The sequence below is a fragment of the Mycobacterium sp. NBC_00419 genome (genome assembly GCF_036023875.1).
GTDB lineage: Bacteria > Actinomycetota > Actinomycetes > Mycobacteriales > Mycobacteriaceae > Mycobacterium.
On record NZ_CP107931.1, the window covers coordinates 1,027,148 to 1,044,993 of the forward strand.

The 17,846-nt window shown below is 62.8% G+C and carries 17 protein-coding genes and 1 tRNA gene; 9 read left to right on the plus strand and 9 right to left on the minus strand.

Annotated elements, in window-relative coordinates; all coding sequences use genetic code 11:
• The first annotated feature begins 24 nt into the window (after positions 1-24).
• Positions 25-708 carry a DUF4352 domain-containing protein gene (locus OG976_RS04805; protein ID WP_328358611.1) on the plus strand — a complete coding sequence of 228 codons (684 nt, stop codon included), beginning with the start codon at positions 25-27 and terminating at the stop codon, positions 706-708.
• Here OG976_RS04805 and OG976_RS04810 read toward each other — a convergent pair.
• Positions 705-1,844, minus strand: a complete 1,140-nt coding sequence (locus tag OG976_RS04810) for a site-specific integrase (RefSeq protein ID WP_328358614.1) — start codon at positions 1,842-1,844, stop codon at positions 705-707. The genes OG976_RS04805 and OG976_RS04810 overlap by 4 nt on opposite strands.
• Positions 1,845-2,261: 417 nt before the next feature.
• On the opposite strand from OG976_RS04810, the gene OG976_RS04815 reads away from it, so the two are divergent.
• Positions 2,262-2,870, plus strand: coding sequence for a class I SAM-dependent methyltransferase (locus OG976_RS04815; protein WP_328358617.1), 609 nt, complete (start codon positions 2,262-2,264; stop codon positions 2,868-2,870).
• A 20-nt stretch (positions 2,871-2,890) separates the two neighbouring features.
• Here the strand turns inward: OG976_RS04815 and OG976_RS04820 are convergent, their stop codons facing one another.
• The 7 genes from OG976_RS04820 to OG976_RS04850 form a co-directional block, all read right to left on the minus strand.
• Positions 2,891-3,307 (minus strand): hypothetical protein, encoded by a 417-nt coding sequence (locus OG976_RS04820; protein WP_328358620.1) that lies wholly within the window; start codon positions 3,305-3,307, stop codon positions 2,891-2,893.
• A gap of 42 nt (positions 3,308-3,349) precedes the next feature.
• Complete coding sequence (locus OG976_RS04825; protein ID WP_328358623.1) at positions 3,350-3,775, minus strand: hypothetical protein; 426 nt, start codon at positions 3,773-3,775, stop codon at positions 3,350-3,352.
• 42 nt (positions 3,776-3,817) lie between these two features.
• Positions 3,818-4,243 carry a hypothetical protein gene (locus OG976_RS04830; protein WP_328358626.1) on the minus strand — a complete coding sequence of 142 codons (426 nt, stop codon included), beginning with the start codon at positions 4,241-4,243 and terminating at the stop codon, positions 3,818-3,820.
• A gap of 54 nt (positions 4,244-4,297) precedes the next feature.
• A complete protein-coding gene (locus OG976_RS04835) occupies positions 4,298-4,717 on the minus strand; it encodes a hypothetical protein (protein WP_328358628.1) in 420 nt (139 codons plus the stop codon).
• A gap of 2 nt (positions 4,718-4,719) precedes the next feature.
• The gene (locus OG976_RS04840; RefSeq protein ID WP_328358631.1) at positions 4,720-6,420 is read right to left on the minus strand and encodes a hypothetical protein; all 1,701 of its coding nucleotides are present in this window, start codon (positions 6,418-6,420) and stop codon (positions 4,720-4,722) included.
• Positions 6,410-6,733, minus strand: a complete 324-nt coding sequence (locus OG976_RS04845) for a WXG100 family type VII secretion target (RefSeq protein ID WP_328358634.1) — start codon at positions 6,731-6,733, stop codon at positions 6,410-6,412. The genes OG976_RS04840 and OG976_RS04845 overlap by 11 nt, the downstream gene beginning before the upstream one ends.
• Before the next feature lie 78 nt (positions 6,734-6,811).
• Positions 6,812-8,029 carry a L,D-transpeptidase gene (locus OG976_RS04850; RefSeq protein WP_328358637.1) on the minus strand — a complete coding sequence of 406 codons (1,218 nt, stop codon included), beginning with the start codon at positions 8,027-8,029 and terminating at the stop codon, positions 6,812-6,814.
• 170 nt (positions 8,030-8,199) lie between these two features.
• Between OG976_RS04850 and OG976_RS04855 the strand changes: the two genes are divergently transcribed.
• The 3 genes from OG976_RS04855 to OG976_RS04865 all read left to right on the plus strand — a co-directional run bounded on the left by OG976_RS04855 (position 8,200) and on the right by OG976_RS04865 (position 11,639).
• Positions 8,200-8,272, plus strand: a tRNA-Lys gene (locus tag OG976_RS04855).
• A 348-nt stretch (positions 8,273-8,620) separates the two neighbouring features.
• Entirely contained in the window at positions 8,621-9,442 is an 822-nt protein-coding gene (locus tag OG976_RS04860) for a hypothetical protein (RefSeq protein WP_328358641.1), read from the plus strand.
• Between the two features lie 40 nt (positions 9,443-9,482).
• On the plus strand, positions 9,483-11,639 hold the full coding sequence (locus tag OG976_RS04865) for an acyltransferase family protein (protein ID WP_328358644.1): 2,157 nt from the start codon (positions 9,483-9,485) through the stop codon (positions 11,637-11,639).
• Between the two features lie 169 nt (positions 11,640-11,808).
• On the opposite strand, the gene OG976_RS04870 is transcribed toward OG976_RS04865, so the two are convergent.
• The gene (locus OG976_RS04870; RefSeq protein WP_328358647.1) at positions 11,809-12,312 is read right to left on the minus strand and encodes a hypothetical protein; all 504 of its coding nucleotides are present in this window, start codon (positions 12,310-12,312) and stop codon (positions 11,809-11,811) included.
• A 593-nt stretch (positions 12,313-12,905) separates the two neighbouring features.
• Between OG976_RS04870 and OG976_RS04875 the strand changes: the two genes are divergently transcribed.
• From OG976_RS04875 to OG976_RS04890, 4 genes are all read left to right on the plus strand, one after another.
• Positions 12,906-13,724: a rhamnosyl O-methyltransferase gene (locus OG976_RS04875; protein WP_442930430.1), complete on the plus strand. Its 819-nt coding sequence runs from the start codon at positions 12,906-12,908 to the stop codon at positions 13,722-13,724.
• Between the two features lie 121 nt (positions 13,725-13,845).
• The gene (locus OG976_RS04880; RefSeq protein ID WP_328358650.1) at positions 13,846-14,946 is read left to right on the plus strand and encodes a ferritin-like domain-containing protein; all 1,101 of its coding nucleotides are present in this window, start codon (positions 13,846-13,848) and stop codon (positions 14,944-14,946) included.
• 80 nt (positions 14,947-15,026) lie between these two features.
• The gene (locus OG976_RS04885; RefSeq protein ID WP_328358653.1) at positions 15,027-16,493 is read left to right on the plus strand and encodes an APC family permease; all 1,467 of its coding nucleotides are present in this window, start codon (positions 15,027-15,029) and stop codon (positions 16,491-16,493) included.
• Positions 16,477-17,844, plus strand: a complete 1,368-nt coding sequence (locus OG976_RS04890) for an FAD-binding oxidoreductase (RefSeq protein WP_328358656.1) — start codon at positions 16,477-16,479, stop codon at positions 17,842-17,844. Before OG976_RS04885 ends, OG976_RS04890 begins: the two co-directional genes overlap by 17 nt.
• Positions 17,845-17,846 lie beyond the last annotated feature (2 nt).

Genomic DNA, 17,846 nt, shown 5'->3' on the forward strand with positions numbered 1-17,846 from the left:
CAGCTAACAGAGATTGGGGGTTTCATGACGCAGCCAGCACCGGGTTGGTTTCCCGATCCCGCTGATCCGAGCCGCCAGCGCTACTTCGACGGCACAGCTTGGACGCAGAATTACGCCCCGTTCGGGCCACCAGCACCACTCCCCGCCCCAGTGGCCAAGCCCAAATCCAACGCTGGAAAGACGGCCGTCGCTGTTGGCGGCGGACTGTTAGTACTGCTGGCGGTTGGCAGCGCCATCGGGGACAACGACAAGAAGTCCACCGCGACGGGCTCGAGCACGTCTTCCACCGCCAGGGCGTACAGCACCCAGGCTGCCGACTCATCCGGCCCCTCGGTAGCGCCGGCTGGCAGCTCAGTCCGTGACGGCAAGTTCGAGTTCAGGGTGATCGGCACATCGAGGGGCGGTACCTCGATGGAGGACACCTTCGGCACCGAACACGCCAAGGGCGAGTTCTTCGTAGTCCAACTCCAGGTGACCAACATCGGTGATGACGCCCGGAGCTTCTCGGCCACCAACCAGAAGCTGATCATCAACGGCAACGAGTACAAGGCCACCAGTTTCCTGAACGACAGCTCCTGGAGCGATGACATCAACCCCGGTCTGGGAACGACTGGCAGGGTCGTATTCGACATCCCGAAGGGAGCGGTTCCTACCGAGATCGAGGTCCATGACTCGATGTTCTCGGGCGGGGCGTTGCTCGCCCTCTAACCTTTCCCCACCATCTGCGACATAGCGGCCGCGATCGCGGCGTCACGATCGGCTGCGGCGATCTGATACCGCATCGCCATTCCTGGCGTCGTATGCCCTAGCCGGCTCATCAGCTCTTTGGTGGTCGCACCAGCCTGCGCCGCGAGAGTCGCCCCGACGTGCCTGAGGTCGTGAACTCGCATGTCGCCCTTGCCAACTGCGGCGAATCCTGCCTTAACCGACTTGGTGAAGGCTGTTGTGGACAGCCGCTGCCCGCGTGTCGTCGTGAAGACAAACGACTCAGGCCCATGGCCTGTGCGCTTCCGCATGTGCTCGCGGAGCTGCTCCGCGACGTGGGGCGGGACGGTGACATCACGAATGCCGGCATCCGTCTTCGGCGGTCCGACAACCAATTTGTTGTCGACTCTCGTTGCAGCCCTGCGGATTCTGAGCGTGATGCGCTCACCATCGTCATGCACGTCCTTGCGGCGAAGCTCGATAAGCTCACCAAACCGCAGCCCGCACCAGGCCGCGACGGGCACCGCCACCCTGTATTGCTCCGGTGCCGACTCAGCCACCGTGACCAATTCCGCCGGTGTCAGCGGCTTCACGTCGCGGGGCTTGGGCGGCTTGCCGGCCGCTTTGATCTGACAAGGGTTCTCCGTCGCAGCCTTGTCCTCTAGTGCCGTGTTGTAGATGGCATTGAGCAACTGGTACGCCTGCGTGTTGCTCGTCGGAGTCTTGAGCTTCTTTCCCAACTCAACCCACCATGAACGCACCCTTGCAGGTGTAACTGCTCGCAGGATTTCATTGCCCAGGTCGGGCAGTATCCGGCTGGCCAGGAGCCGCGTGTAAAGCGCGCGGGTCTTCGGGGTCAGGTCTCGCTGTTCCATCCATTGTTCGGCGTACTCCCGAATGGTCACGCCCGCGAGCGCCTGGAGCTTGGTGCGGCTCCCAGGCGTCGTCCACTCCCCCATCTCGATGAGCCGGCGCTCGCCGGCCAGCCAGGCTTCGGCGTCCATCCGGTTGTCATAGGTGTGCGGCGCGTTGTATCGCTGCCCATCCAACGGGCACACATAGGAGGCATGAATTCGGCCTGAGCCGATGACACGCAGTTTTCCCCAACTGCGTCTACTGGCAGTCTTCTTTGGGGGCATGGCCGTGACCCTATCATGACCCTCAGGAGTAATTTTGTGTCTACGAGCAGGCATTTCTGTCCACACAAGGGTCACGTTCACAGCATCAGTAAATGACACTCTAGCTGGCAATATATGGCATATATACCGTCAGGTTGTGATCCTGGCTGTCGCGGGTTCGAGTCCCGTCAGCCACCCAGCAGGTCAGGGGTCCTTTCGAGGGCCCCTGACTTTTTTTGTGACTCGCACGGCAAATTTTTGTGACGCGCCCGACAAATCAGCTCCCCATGGATGGCCGGCGGTAATGTGGTGTCAGCTTGCGTTCGGGGGGGTTTCGACGCCGACTGCAGCGAGAGTTGTCCGCTGAGTTCGTCTTTTGGGGGATTGTTTATGACAAGCGCACCGTGTACACAGCTGTCCAGCGCGGACATCACGAGAATGAGGCGCGAGATCCTGCGCCACCTGTGGTTGCGGGGACGTCCCCCGACCGAGGGCTCGACGTCCACCGAGGAACTGCTGTATCTGGCCAACCTCGTGGAGCGCACCGGCGCGCGGCTCATCGGAGAAATCGGCTTCAACGCCGGCTTCTCGAGCTTCGCGTTCCTCAGCGCGCACCCGGACACCACAGTGGTGTCCTTCGATCTGGGTGAGCACGCCTACAGCCGCACCGCCAAGAAGCTGATCGACAAGAAGTTCCCGGGCCGCCACACGTTGATCAATGGCGATTCGACGAAGACGGTCCCCGACTACCACCGCAAGCATCCCGGTCTGAAATTCGACCTGGTGTTCATCGACGGCGGCCACGACTACGAGGTCGCCAAGGCCGATGTCGCGAACATGCGACTGTTCTGCGGCGAGAAGACCGCAGTGGTCATAGACGACCTCACTCCGTGGCTCAGCTGGGGTGAGGGTCCCTACCGGGCGTGGAGCGAAGCCATTGCGGCGGGCATGATCCGCCAGGAGGAGATGTTCAAGGACGGCGTGCGCGTCGACGCAATGGAGCCGCCCGGCAAGCGAAGCTGGGCCCTGGGCAACTACCTGCCCTGAGCGGCGGCGTGTGAGGGTGATTAGCCCTCGCCGTACATCCGCACGATGCCCTGGTGCGCAGCGCCGTAGTACTTGATGATGCGGTCTGTCACCCATTCCAGAGGATTGGCGAAGGACGCGTACTCCGCTCGCGCCAGCCTAAACAAATCGTCGAATGGAAGGTCGGGTAGTTCGGTAAACCGGGTGAAGACGTGCCACGTCTTTGTCCGCAGGCCAAACCCGTTCGGCGCGCTAACCGGTGCGATCATGCAGTTCACCTCGCCCTCCCTCCGCGAGTCATAGACCTGAATCTTGCAGTCATCCGACCGGAAGTACACGACGTGCTGAGGTCTTCCGCCTTCATCGAGACTGTCGTCGATCTCGTCGACGGCAAAGCCGAGGTCAGCCAACACCGGACCGACGATCGCCTGAACGTCTTCAGAGAAGTGAGACGTCAATCGACAACCTCTCCATCCGATGTGCACGACGGGTCGCACCTCTCACGACGAATGGTCCTCTGGATATTTGGCAAGAATGCCCCGATGGGCATCGTCGTAGTACTTGACGATGCGATCTCTCACCCATTCCAGACGATTCGGGTACGCGTCGAGCTCTGCCCGCGCGAGGTCGACCAACTGCTCCAGAGGAAGGTTGGGCCGTTCGGAAAACGTCCCCAAGAAATGCCACTTCTTTGCCCGCAGACCGAATCCGTTCGGAACGCTCGCCGGGGCGATCATGCAGTTCACCTCGCCCTCCCGCCATGAGTTGTAAATCTGAATCTTGCAGTCGCTTGACCGGTAGTACGCAACGTGCTGAGGCCGTCCGCCTTCATCGGGACTGTCATCAATCTCATCCAAGGTGAAGCCGAGGTCAGCCAACAATGGACCGACGATCGTCTGAACGTCTTCAGAGAAGTGAGACGGCAATCGTCAACCTCTCCATCCGATGTGCACGACGGGTCAGACCTCTCACGACGGATGGCCCTCTGGATATTTGGCAAGAATGCCCCGATGGGCATCGTCGTAGTACTTGAGGATGCGATCTCTCACCCACTCCACCGGATTGGCGTACGAACGGTACTCCGCGGTGGCTAATTTGACCGATTCCGCCGTTGGGGGGCTTCGCCGTTCGGTGAATCTATCCAGGAAATGCCATTCTTTCGCGTTCAGACCGAACTCGTTTGCCGCGTCCAGTGGCGCGATCATGCAGTTGACTTCGCCCTCACGCCTCGAGTTATAGACTTGGATTTTGCAGTCTCGCGAACGGTAGTAGACGATTTGTCGAGGCCGTCCACCTTTATCGGGGCCGTCGTCGATCTCGTCGAGGGTGAAGCCGAGATCAGTCAAAACCGGACCAACGATCGCCTCAACTCCCTCCGCAAATTCGGATGCCACACTTCACCTTTCGATCGCCGGTGTGTCAGGGCCGGGTGCGCCACCCGATGAGATTCATTGACCCTCCGGATATTTGGCCAGAATGCCCTGATGGGCATCGTCGTAGTACTTGATGATGCGATCTCTGACCCACTCCAGGGGATTGGCGTACGACCGGTATTCCGCTCTCGCCATGGCGTAGAGTTCATCGAAAGGGAGATTTGGCCGCTCGGTAAATCGAGTGACGTCTTGCCACTTCTTGGCACGCAGACCGAACTCATTTGGAACGCTCGCTGGCGCAATCATGCAGTTCACTTCGCCCTCACGCTCCGACTTGTAGATCTGAATCTTGCAGTCAGGCGATCGGTAGTAAACGACATGTTGAGAGCGTCCACCTTCATCGGGGCTATCGTCCACACCTTCGACAACAAAACCGCGCTCTGCTAACGACGGGCCAACGATCCTCTGCACATCTGCGGAAAATTCAGACGCCACTATCAGTTCCCTTCGTAGATCCAGCTATCGCCGACGCGCCGATAGCCATGTTCAGCAGCGACCCTGTTGAGAAGGTTGACTTCCATCGCAGAAAACCTCTCGGGGTGACCCAACGCCATTTCTTCCAGAGACGACCACTGGTCATGGTCCAGGAGGTAGTCGATGCGACCGACTGCGCTCTCCATCTGGTTTCGAAGAAACTGCTCATTCACCTGCCACGCAAGTGCTTTCGAATCGGTCTCGCTTAACCCGTGAGTGATGGCATCCCACACCGGACTACCGGTGTCGAAGTAGACTCCGCCGGTCCCACGCGCCTCGCCGATGTAGCCAGCGTCCTGATCCACGTATCGGCCCAACACCACGCGGTCAGGCGCCTCCCCCACGTAGTGCGTCGACAAATCGGCCAGCTGGTTGGCCAGCCCAGTCGTCGGTCCGGCTTGGGTGAAGGCGTGATTGAGATCTGCCGCGGCTTCATCGGCCCACGACGTGTAGGACCCCGGCACGTCCAGACCGATGGCGGCGTGCGAGGACACCACGGGCCCCTTCTCCAGGACGCCGGGCCCGATGTCACCGAGCGCACGCGAGATGGCGGCTCCTTCACCGCCGAACATCAACCCCGGCGCTGCGAACGCGGCGTCGGCAGACTTGCCGCCGAGATAGTAAGCGGCGCTGGGAGAGTCCATCGCATTCTTGACCTCGTCGGCAACAGCGCCGACCGGGTTGGCCACTTGGTCGACGGTGCCCTTGAGTAAGCCCTCCCACGACTCCAGAACCCCGGGAGCTCCCGGACCTCCCTGTCCAACAAGGTTTTTGACGCCCTCTTCGGTGGCGAACCAGCGATCGGCAAACCCCTCCCCGAACCCGGGCGGCGGTGCCGCTTGCGGCTTGGGCGGTACGTAGGGCGGGAGCGGCTGCCGGGCCCGGGCGACCATGTCGTTGAGCCGCTGCTCGATCTGCCCTGCCGGCACCCCGTCGTACAGCAGTGCTTGGCGCGCCAAGCCCTTGAATTCGTCAATGTCCTGTTGCGTCAGGGTCGGCGGCGCTGCGCCTGGGACCGGCTTTTGCAGCCGGTCCAACATCCACGGCAAGCTGCCGGGAGCTTTGTCGGCACCGGCCGCTTCAGCGGGTCCCCCTCCGCCGGTCAGCATGTCTTGCAGCGTCGGCGGTGCACCGGACTCGCGGCGCGGCTCGCCTCGCCCGGCAGGTTCGCCGGCCATCGCTCCGTCGGCCATGTTGATGGCTACCGCCAACTCAGCGTCCACACCGTTGGCCTCGGCGATGATGGCGTAAAGCCTTGCCTGGAGCGGTGCTACGTCGTTAGCCAGGTCTGCGGCCGTCCCCCGGTACCCGGGCCCGGCAACGACCCGATTCGCGGCCGGGTCGATCACCAACCGGAAAGTGTGCGCGTCGTCCTCGAGGCGCCGCAGCTCGGTCCTGACCTGTTCGATGTCTTGGGCCGCCCGTTCGGCCGCGCGAGCGACCGCGGTTGCTTCGTTAGCGTGGGCGTCCAGGTCGACCCGCGTTCGGCCGATCGCTTCGTGCGCCGAGTCGGCTGCGACGCCGCCCCAGGTGGCGAATACCGGAAGACCTTCCAGCGCCAGGGATGCTTCGCTGGCCGAAGCCGCTCGCGCTGTCGCGGCGTGGAAGACTTCCCGAACGGCTTCGGGATCCCACCGTTCGATATCGGCGACGCTAAGCGTCATGTCCGGAACCGGGCCGATAAACGGACATCAACGTGTCCCTATCGTGAGAATCCATCTGCGCAAACGTCATACCGCCGACCCGTAGGGCTTCGCCGTGTTCGTAGAGGCGCACAGCGAGCGCATCGGTCACCGTGGCCCACTTGGCCGCCACGGCCGTCATCGCAGCCTGCGACTGCCCCGTCCAGCTGAACAGCGACGAACCGACCCGCTCATCTGCGGCACTGTGGGTGGCAAAGACGTTCTGCGAATGCTGGTCAACCTGAGCGCCAGATGCGACGAGGGCCTCCGGATCGACATGGAGAGACTCCGACACAGTAAGCCCCCTCGGGATCCTTCACCAGCGTTTATCTTCTCGCTAGCAAACGTAATCACTGAGGTATGGCCCCGCAAGTCACGCGTTGGCGTTGCCGGCCTTCCACTGTGACCATGGGATGTTCCAGTCACCGAGGCCGTCGGTGCCGGGCAGCGTCGAGCCGACGGTGTTGATCACCTCGACGATGTCGCCGCGCTTGGTGTTGTTGAAGAACCACTGCGCGTTGCTCGGGCTGACGTTGAGGCAGCCATGGCTCACGTTCGAGTAGCCCTGGCTGCCCACCGACCACGGCGCGGAATGCACGTAGATGCCGCTGTAGGACATCTGGGTCGCGAAGTCGACCTCGGTGCGATATCCGTTGGGCGAGTTGGACGGAACGCCGTAGGTCGACGAATCCATGATCATGTGGGAGAAGCGGTCACCGACGATGTAGACACCGTTGTTGGTCGGCGTGCTGTTCTTCCCCATCGAGATCGGCATGGTCTTGATGACCTCGCCGTTCTGGCGGATCGTCAGGGTCTTGGTGTTGTCGTCCGCTGTCGCGATCAGCTCGTCGCCGATGGTGAAGTGCGACGTCAGGTTCTCCTGGCCGAACAGACCGTCACCGAGATCCACGCCGTAGGTGTTGACCGCGACGTCGATCTTGGTGCCCGGCTTCCAGTAATTCTCTGGGCGCCAGCGCACCTCACGGTTGTTGAGCCAGTAGAACGCGCCCTCGACGGGCGGGTCGGTGGTCACCTTGATCGCGCGCTCGGCGGCGGCCCGGTTAGGAATGTTCTCGTCGAATCGCACCGCGATCGGCTGGCCCACGCCGACGACTTCGCCGTCACCGGGCAGCAGGTAGGGCATCGTCAGGTTTTCCGGCGACTGGGTCTCGAAGGTGAGTTTTTCGGTGGTGACGCCGCCAAGGCCCAGCGATCGTGCGCTCAGGGTGTAGCTCTTGTTGTAGCCCAATGGTTCCGTGGTCTTCCACGTCACGCCGTCCGGGCTGAGCTGGCCGGCCACCTCGCTGCCCGCCGCGTTGACCATCGTCACCGAGCCCAAGACGCCGCCGGTGGCCGTGATCGTGACCGGCTTGTCCACGGAGACGTCGACCGCCCCGTCCTTGACCGATGCGGCCAGCTGCGGAATGAGGAGGTCGCCGTACGGAGTGCCCTTGTCGGCGATCACCTTGACCGGCGCCGGGGCCGGGTCGCTACCGCACGCGCTGAGCACGAACAGCAGGGCGGGGATCAGAGCCAGCACCACCAGCCGGACTCGCGACCGTTCACGGGTTGCCGAGCCGACCTGCCACATACCGGGGACTACCTCACTAGCTGTGTAAATGCTGGGAATCTTCAGTCTAAGGGCAGCTATGCCCTGGTGGCGACCGCACAGGTCAGCGGTGGTGCGGCCGCAATATGGCCCTCTTCGAGCGGATTTCTCACTACGGCGGCTGGCCTGTTAAAGTCATCGACGCAGTTCACGCGCCGTTAGCTCAGTTGGTAGAGCAGCTGACTCTTAATCAGCGGGTCCGGGGTTCGAAACCCTGACGGCGCACAGGTAGAGGGTGGCTTTTAGCCACCCTCTCTTTTTTGTACATCGGGCTTAGACATCGACGATGACCGCCGCGCGGTCCAGCAGCTCAGCAACCTCGGTATGCGGCCGCCGGGCCGGGCTTTGGACAGCGGCGACTTTTCTCGATACGTCCCCGCGGTCGACCGGACCTGCCTGCCACGGAGGGCAGCGATAGGTGTCGTCGACGATCTGTACAGGCGAATTGCGTTGGCTACGCTGGCCGCCGTGAACCCCAGCCTGCGAATCACTGCCGTCCTCGTGCTGCTGTGCAACGCGCTAATGTGCTGCTCGGCACCGGCCAAGGGGGCGACGTGTAGCCAGGGTGAGGTTGTGGGCTGGGGCGACTCACTGACTTACTCGTTGACGAAAACCGGGGACGGGTGGACGCAGGCCGACCCGACGTGGCTGCAGACCCTCGGCACGGATCTCGGCGTGGCGACGAAAAACTTCGGTGTGATGTCGCAGGGATCAGCGGAGATCGCGGTGCGCCAAGGCGGGTTGAAGCCAACTGTGACGTTGGCCGGCAACCAACTCCCGAAGGGCACCCGTGCCGCAACCCAAGTTACCGATATCAGCCCGAAGGATGGGTGGAGCCAATATCGGCAGGCTGGGGAGTTGACGATGCACGGCGCCCTCGGCGATGTCCCGGGAACCCTGATCCACAACGTGGACGATGGTGTCGACAGTTTCTCATTCACCCCGGACACCGCCCCCGACTGGAACCGCCCGGTGCCCGCCGGAACCACCTTCAGTGGTGACCAGGGCGACGGCTACCGGGATTGCATCCAGATCATCTGGGCGGGCACCAACAACAGCGCCCAGCCGGCCGCGATTGTGCGGGACGTCGCGGAGATGGTGAAGTGGATCCCTGACCCGAAACGGTTCCTGATCGTCGGCGCCAACCCCGAGACCACCGCTGAGCTGAAAGCCAACTATGGCAAGAGGTTCGTGGACCTGCAGGGCTGGCTGAGATCCGACGGGCTAACCGCGGCGGGCATCACCCCCACGGCGGATGACGAGAGCTCGATCGCGGCCGGCGAAGTCCCATCCTCGCTCCGGGTGGACGGCACTCACCTCACACAGGCGGCCTACACGGCTATCGGGCACCATCTCGCCTCGCTAGTTAAATCTGAATATTCAACTAACCCCTGATAGCTTTGGCGGCGGGTTGCCAGGGTAGGGGGTATTTACGGTGTCCGTCCTAGACCGCTACGAGCGGGTTTCCGATCGCCATCGCCGACGCGCCCGCCACGCCCACAAACGCCTCGACATTCAGGGTCTGCGCATGGTGGCGGTGCTGACGGTCTTCGCCGACCATCTGTGGGGATGGCCGAGCGGCGGCTATGTCGGAGTCGATGTGTTCTTTGTGATCTCGGGCTTTTTGATCACCGGCAACCTGCTGCGGATGGCTGAGACCACCGGCAATGTGTCGTTCACCGCGTTCTACTGGAATCGGGTTCGGCGCATCGTGCCTGCCGCGACAGTCACCCTGGCCATGACATGTGTGGCCGCGGTGTTGATCTTCCAGCCGTTCCGGGCGAAACAAGTCGGGCTGGACGCGTTCTACGCGTTCATCTTTATGTCGAACTGGCGCTTCGCAATTCAGGGCACCGACTACTTCAGCCAGGGCATCGCCGTTTCACCGATCCGCCATTTCTGGTCACTGTCAATCGAGGAACAGTTCTATTTCGTCTGGCCCGCCCTCATCTTTGCGATCGGGGTGTTGGTAGCGCGGAAGGCGTGGCCGCATTCCAGGCGCATGTTCATCGCCGGTGTGGTGATGGCCGCGGTCGTGGCGACATCTCTCGGCTGGTCGATCTTCCAAACCGCAACAGCCCCGGCGTGGGCGTATTTCGACACGTTCGCTCGGGTCTGGGAGCTGGGCGCCGGCGCACTACTCGCGACATCAACGGGCTTGTTGGCGACGATCCCGCAGGCTGTGAAGCCGATCCTGTCGTGGGTGGGGCTCGGTTTGATCGCCACCAGCCTGCTCCTGCTGCACGACGCCACCGTCGGCTTCCCCGCGCCGTGGGCATTGCTCCCGGTTGTGGGGTCGGGGTTGGTGATCGCCGCCGGTGTCGGCCGGGAACCCCGCTATCAAGACTTTCTGCGGAACCCGATCAGTACTTACATCGGCGATATCTCTTACTCGCTGTATCTAGTCCACTGGCCGATCATCGTGTTCGCCGGGTCGCTAATGGAGCCTGGCGTCTATTACTCAGTAGTGGTGGTGGCGCTGAGTTTCGCGCTGGCGATCACCTCGTACCATTGCGTGGAAGACCCTCTACGCCGGGTCAATTCAGCGAAAATCCGGCAGACCGTGCGGGACGTGAGGCGGGGCCGCTACAGCCCGGCACGATCCAGCCAGGCGATGATGACCGCCGCGGTAGGCCTGCTGACGGTGGCGACCCTCGCAATTCTGATGCAACCAGTGAGACCTTCGGCTGCACCACCGGATCTAGCAACCGCCGACAACCCACTCACCCAGTCGGGTGGCCATCAGCTTGGGCCGTTGGTGACCGCGCTGCAAAATGACATCGTCGCAGCGTTGAAGGCTGAACAGTGGCCCCAATTCGCCCCACCGGCCGACACAATCATCAACGGCGACATCGCCGAAGCCGACGTGAAAGCTTGCGGAGCACCAACATCCGACAAACCCTGCACGTGGGGCGATCCCGCCGCCCACACCCATGCCGTGTTGATCGGGGACTCCATCGCCATGTCCTATCTCGGCCCGCTGCATGACATCGCAAACACAACCGGTAGTCAAATCCAGGTGCACAACGAGGCTGAATACTTCTGCTATTTCATCGACGCGGCGATCACCGGTCAGGACGAGAAACTGGCCGACGCCTGCCCAGCCCGCAAACAACGCGCCGTGAACTACATCAACGCCAACAAGCCCGACGTGGTGTTCATCTCCCACTCCTACGGCGCGAAACAGATCGCCGGTACCGACCGCAACATCACCGCTCAGGAGTGGGCTCAATCGATGCGTAAGTTCATTGATTCGTTTCGGGGCAGCGTGAAAAAGATTGTGTTCTTAGCTCCACCACCTGCTGACATTGTTATGAGCAAATGCTATGGGGTAGCCGCGAATAAGCCCCCCGACTGTGTAGGCAAAGTGTTGGAAGGCTGGCACCAGATGGCTGAAGCCGAACGGGATCTGGCCACCGCCATCAGCGGAACTTGGGTGGACCCGCGGCTGTGGTTCTGCTTCGAGGAACGCTGCCCCAGCTTCGTCGACACAATCATCACCAAAGCCGACTGGGCACACATGTCCCCGCCCTACGCCAAACACATCACACCGGTGATCGACGAATCACTACGGGCCGCGGGCATCTACTGAAGTAGAAGCTCGCCCCACCGGGCCCGAAGGCCAGCGGGGTGATTGCCCGCGAGGATGTCGGACTACGAGCGGCAAGGCAACGCGCCGCACCGCCCAGTGCGTATCTGGCGTCAAATACGACGCAGTTGTCGATCCATCCCGTGATCACCGGCACCGGCCCGCACTGAGGTCAGCCTGCAACGTGTAGACGCGTTTGGTGTGGCGCGGGGCGTTTCGCGGTGTCAGGAGAGCGTCCATTCCTGGCCGATCGGGCCGCCGCCGCCTTGCGGCCATTGTCGGCCGCACCCGCGATGTTCGCCTGTGCGGCATCGGCAGCCTTAGGCAGGCTGGCAACACGACTTCCGGCCTTCCGGATTGCGGTTGGGTGACCTGGCCTGGTCAGCGTCCGCCGGCCGGTAGTGGCATGAGCCTTCGCGACGGCGGGAATGCTCGAAGCGGATCGGACCGTCCCCGTCGTGGTTGCAGAAGCACTAGGCGCCGCAGAGAGTGCGAAGGCCAGGGGAAGCGGCATGCTGATGAAATTGATCAGGCCGGCTTGGATACCTGCGATTAGCGCGCCTAATGGATTTCCGCGGAACATTGGATTTTTCAGGGTGACGGAAGTCCAAACGATGATGTTGATCGGCAGCGTGATCGGAAAGGCCACGTACCACAGCGGGAGAAGGATCGGCAACAGCGCCAGGTTAAGGAGTGAGGAGGCTGCGGCCCGAGGTGAGCTGGACTGGCGACCCGACGCCGTGATTGGACCCGCCGACGATGGCTCAGCCGACGTGTTTGCGAAGATCGAACCCGAACGGTTCTGGGCGGCCGCCGCCCTTACCTCGGTCGTAGCGAAAACGGCTAACTGGACTGCGGCCCGTTCTCCACGAATTGCACCCTGGTGCTTCGGAACAGGCGGGACTGCGATCAAACCTGCCAACACGACTGCCGCACTCCCCGCCGCGACAAGTGGCGTCTGGCGGGAAAGCCACCAGTCGGAAGGATTCGTCATCTTCAACCTTTCTTTGCGTCTACAAGCAATTTTTGACGTGCACCGGTCCCCCAGATGGAGAAACCCACCGATTCGTCCATACTTCACAGGCAAATCTCAGATGCCGGCTCTGGCGAACCCCATGGCTGCCGTATAACGCACGCTGAAGTGAGTCCGGCGTTCGAACTCCTGAAGACTCCAAACCGACCCTAGATCCGAAATGCAGCCCAAGACAGGCTTGCCATTTGTCCACTTTGGACAAAGCCGGCAAACAATGAAGGCCACAATACGGTCATATGGTAGGAATCTGGCTGAACAGGCCGACCAGTTGCCTGAATGCCAACTTCCCGGGGAGGGAAACACAGGTGACAGCGGTACGTACCAGCAGCAGCCCGCGACCGAACGTCGTCAAGACGACGCTGAAATCGGTGCGCAGTGTCGCCCGATCGGCCTTGGCGATCTTCGTATATGAACCGACGGGCGCCGAGCCCGAGGAATACAACAAGTGGTACTACAACACCTTCGTTTGGCGGAAAACCTCGTGGATGGGCGTGACCACCTGGAAGTCCGTCAGCGACATGTGGAACTACCAAGAAATTCTCTGTGACGTAAAACCTTCCCTCGTTATCGAGTTCGGCAGCAACCAAGGCGGCTCAGCGCTCTTCTTTGCCAGCGTGATGCGCCAAATCGGCAAGCCGTTCAAGGTGTTGTCTGTCGATATCGACCACAAACCGCTGGCTCCCGCCGCCCGCAAGGATCCCGACATCATCTTCGTGGAGTCGTCGTCCACCGACCCGAAGATCGCCGAGCAGATCGAACGCCTCAAGAGCGAATACCCCGGGCCGATCTTCGCCATCCTCGACAGCGACCACACCAAGGATCACGTGCTCGGCGAGATGAAACTCCTTCGTCCGCTGCTGTCCTCGGGTGACTACCTCTTGGTGGAGGATTCGATCGTCAACGGTCACCCGGTCCTCCCCGGCTGGGGCCCGGGACCGTATGAGGCCATCGAGGCCTACGAAGCCGAATTCCCCGACGACTACACCCATGACGTCGAGCGCGAGAACAAGTTCGGCTTCACCTTCGCGCCGAACGGCTTCCTCATCCGCAAGTAACCCGCTCCCGCAGCGACGTCAGTGGCTAATTGACACCCCCGTCAGGCTTGACCGCACCGCCGGGCACTGAAAGCATTGTGACGTTCGTCACTTGACGACGCCGCAGCTCGAGGGGGCAGCCATGACCACAAAAGACCAGTACACCGAGGTCCCCGACCCCTACTTCTGGAAGGTGCCCAGCGCCGGCGACGCTCGCTTCACCTGGGAGTACGACGAGGGACGCGAGCGGCTTCTCTCGCTCTACCAAAAGGGCAAGGACAAGCAGTGGGACGCCCAGTCGCGCATCGACTGGAGCCAGGACGTCGACCCGATGAATCCGGTCGGACTGCCCGACGAGTTCCATCCACTGTTCGGCAGTCCCATGTGGGAATCCGCAAACGACGCGCGTCGCGCCGAGATGCGCCAGCACTCGCAAGCCTGGCAGTTCTCCCAGTTCCTGCACGGCGAGCAGGGCGCGATGGTGTGCGCGGCCAAGATCGTCGAGGTGGTCCCGGACCTGGACGCGAAGTTCTACGCGGCCACCCAGACCATGGATGAGGCCCGGCACGTCGAGGCGTTCTCGCGGTTCCTGCAGGAGAAGGTCGAGTTGGTCTACCCGGTCAACAAGAACCTGACCGCGCTGCTGGAGGACACGTTGCGCGACTCCCGCTGGGACATGCCCTACCTCGGGATGCAGGTGCTCATCGAGGGACTGGCACTGGCCGCCTTCGGCACGCTGCGCGACCTGGCGGCGCCGGACTCGCTGGCCAAGCAGTTGCTGGCCTACGTCATGCAGGACGAGGCACGCCACGTCGCCTTCGGGCGAATTTCCTTGAAGGACTACTACTCCGAGCTCACCGATGCCGAACGCGACGAGCGCGAAGAGTTCGTCGTCGACGCCTGCTACCTGATGCGCGACAGGTTCCGCGGCGAGGAGGTCTTCGACACGCTGGGGCTCGATGTGAAGGCGTGCACCGAGTGGGTGGACACCTCGCCGTTGATGGTCCAGTTCCGCTCACACCTGTTCAGTCGCATCGTGCCGATCGTCAAAGACATCGGCTTGTGGGGCGACAAGGTGCAAAAAGCCTTCCGGGACATGGGTGTTCACGAACTGGGTGGCCTGGACATCGAGGTGTTGATGAAGGCCGACGAGGACCAGGCCGAGGAACTGGACAAGGCACATGCCGAGATGGCGAGCCGCGTACTCGAGGTGGACCAGGTGATCGCCGCGGGCGCCGGCTAGGCCCGATGTCACCATAGCGCGACGGCGCGGCGTCGCGGTCGCTACATTCAGAGACTAATTGCGACTATGGCGGGACCCCCATGACGGAAGTTTCGCCGGACGCGCACGATGCCGACGAGTTGTGCGAAGACTGCGGCTACGAACCCGAACTAGCGCGGACACTCGGATCATTTCAGGTGTTCGCGGTGTCCTTCGCGTTCATCTCGGTGGCGGTGGGAATCTTCGGAACCTACGACAACGTCTTGACCAACTCGGGCCCGGTCGGGATCTGGCTGTGGCCCGTCGTCGCCGTGGGTCAGACGTTGATCGCACTCGTGATCGCCCAATTCGCCGCCCGCATCCCGCTCAGCGGCTCGTCCTACCAATGGGCCTCGCGGCTCGCCAACCCGAAGATCGGCTGGTTCTTCGGCTGGTTGAGCTTCTGCTACTTGGTAATCGGAGTCGTGGCCGTCGACAACGCGTTGGCCAACACCGCACTCATGCCCCTGCTCGGAATGGCCGAAGACCAGACGACCGCCCGCGTGATCACGGTCGCGATGCTGCTTGCTCAGGCCGTCCTGGTCATCGCCTCCACGCGCATCGTCGGGTTGATCACCTCGGCTGCGGTGGGCCTCGAGTTGATCATCGTGGTGGTGCTGACGATCGCCCTGTTCATCGCCGTCGCCGTCACGGGTGGCGGCTCAGCAGGCAACCTCACCTCACGCGGTGTCGCCGAGGGCGCCAGTGACTACTTCGCCATCGGTGGCGGCCTGATGGCCGCGATGATCATGGGCATCGCCACGCTGGTCGGCTTCGACGCCGCGGCCAATATGGCAGAGGAGGCCAAGGACCCCTTCCGCAGCGTCCCGCGTGCGATCGTGGGATCAGTTGTGGCGGCAGGGGTTTTGGGGCTGGTGTTCGCGATAGCGCTCACCATCGCGATCAAGGACATTCCTCGCATCACCGCCACCGAATCGCCTGTCGCAATGATCCTGCGCGATCAACTCGGCGTCGTGATGGAGCGCTCGCTACTCGTCGCGATCGTGATCGCCTTCTTCGGCGCCGGACTGGTGACGCTGGCCACCTGTGCCCGAATGGTCTTCGCGATGGCGCGCGACGACCGCTTCCCCGCACCGCGGCTGATGCAGCGAGTCAACCCGCGAACGCACACCCCGATTCCAGCGACCATCCTGATCGTCGTGCTGGGAGTCGCGTTGATGGCCGCGGTCCCCGGCGACGCCCTCCTCGAACTGCTAACCGTTGGTGGGCTCATCGGGGCGGTTCTCTACGGCGCAATCGTCGTCTTGTACCTGACGGTGCGAAAGCGGTTGGGCCGCCAGGAGGACGCCTTCGACATCGGCCGATTCGAGATGCCGGTCGCCATCGGCGCGCTGGTCTGGTCGGCAATCGTCGTGTTCATCCTGGTCTCGCCGCGGGAGGCCCGCACGGCAGTGTTCCTGGCGATCGGCATCGTTCTCGCCGGCGGTGTGTACTTCGCGTACCTGTTCGTCACCAATCGAGAGGTACTCGACACCGAGCCCGGAGACGTTGATGTCTTCAAGCACTGATGCTCTGACGGGTCGGGTTGTCCGACAGGGTGATTCGGGCTATGACATCGCGCGCACCGGCTGGAACCACCTGTACTCGAGCCACCCCGAGGCGGTCGTGTTCTGCGCCGACACCGCCGACGTGGTCAACGCCCTTGCGTGGGGCCGGCGGCACAACAGGCCGATCCGGGTGCGTAGCGGCCGGCACAGCCTGGAGGGTTGGTCCAACGTCGACGGCGGGCTTGTCATCGACGTGAGCGGTATCAAATCGGCCGAGATCGACGCCACCGCAGGAACGGCCACGGTGGGCGCGGGACTCAATCAGTTGGAGGCGGTGACCGCCCTGGGCCGGGCCGGTCTGGCCGCACCCACCGGCACCGAGGGTGGCGTGGGACTGGTGGGCGCCACGCTGGGCGGCGGTTTCGGGCTTCTGACTCGCAAGCTCGGGATGGCGTCGGACAATCTTCTGGCCGCCGAAGTGGTCGTCGCCCCCGCCGGCGGCGGCGCGGCGGTGGTCGTCGCCGACGCGTCGCACAACACCGACCTGCTATGGGCACTGCGCGGCGCAGGCAACGGCAATTTCGGGATCGTCACGTCACTGACCTACGCGGTGCACCCGTTGTCACAGGCCACCTACATCACCGCAACCTGGCCCGGCCTACACGATCTGCCCGCCGTGTTCGAGGCCTGGCAACGCAGCGCCCCGTACGCCGACCACCGGCTCACCAGCCAGCTGGAAATCCGCCCACACGAGATCATGCTTGTCGGCGCACTCGCTCCCGGGTCGCAGACCGAGGCGATCCAGCTGCTGGACTCGATTCTGTGCGTCGGCGCACCGGTCATCACAGCCCGCGAAGGCGGTTGGGCGGACATCTATGCGGGATTCCAGATCCCCACCGAGAACGAACCGGCGAACTGGAAGTTCCTGTCGCAGTTCATGACCGAACCGTTTCCCGCTGAGGCGATCCGGGTGGTGGGCGACTTCATGTCACGAGCCCCGACCCCGGAGTGCAACTATTTCACCAACGCCTTCGGTGGCGCGGTCACCAGCAGCGAGCCCGCCGGCGGCTCGGTGTTCGCCCACCGCGACGCGCTGTTCTACGCCGAGCCCGGCGCGGCGTGGGGCCAGCGGGGTGGCACCCCGGCATCCTCCGACCCGCTGACGGCACCGTGCCAGGCGTGGATCGCCGAGTTCGGGGAAGCGTTGAGCCCCTTTGCCAATGGCGCTTACGTCAACGTTCCCAATGCCGGTATGCCGCAGTTCGAGGCTGCCTACTGGGGAACGAACGTCGAGCGTCTACGCACGGTCAAGGCGGCCTACGACCCCGACGGCGTCTTCAGCTTCGAGCAAGGATTGACCCTGCCGGCCTGAGG

What these genes read in the sequence shown, in the direction of transcription:
- OG976_RS04840 (WP_328358631.1), bottom strand. Translation starts at nt 6,420, where the DNA reads ATGACGCTTAGCGTCGCCGATATCGAACGGTGGGATCCCGAAGCCGTT.
- OG976_RS04885 (WP_328358653.1), top strand. Translation starts at nt 15,027, where the DNA reads ATGACGGAAGTTTCGCCGGACGCGCACGATGCCGACGAGTTGTGCGAA.
- OG976_RS04880 (WP_328358650.1), top strand. Translation starts at nt 13,846, where the DNA reads ATGACCACAAAAGACCAGTACACCGAGGTCCCCGACCCCTACTTCTGG.
- OG976_RS04875 (WP_442930430.1), top strand. Translation starts at nt 12,906, where the DNA reads ATGGTAGGAATCTGGCTGAACAGGCCGACCAGTTGCCTGAATGCCAAC.
- OG976_RS04850 (WP_328358637.1), bottom strand. Translation starts at nt 8,029, where the DNA reads ATGTGGCAGGTCGGCTCGGCAACCCGTGAACGGTCGCGAGTCCGGCTG.
- OG976_RS04810 (WP_328358614.1), bottom strand. Translation starts at nt 1,844, where the DNA reads ATGCCCCCAAAGAAGACTGCCAGTAGACGCAGTTGGGGAAAACTGCGT.
- OG976_RS04815 (WP_328358617.1), top strand. Translation starts at nt 2,262, where the DNA reads ATGAGGCGCGAGATCCTGCGCCACCTGTGGTTGCGGGGACGTCCCCCG.
- OG976_RS04890 (WP_328358656.1), top strand. Translation starts at nt 16,477, where the DNA reads ATGTCTTCAAGCACTGATGCTCTGACGGGTCGGGTTGTCCGACAGGGT.
- OG976_RS04805 (WP_328358611.1), top strand. Translation starts at nt 25, where the DNA reads ATGACGCAGCCAGCACCGGGTTGGTTTCCCGATCCCGCTGATCCGAGC.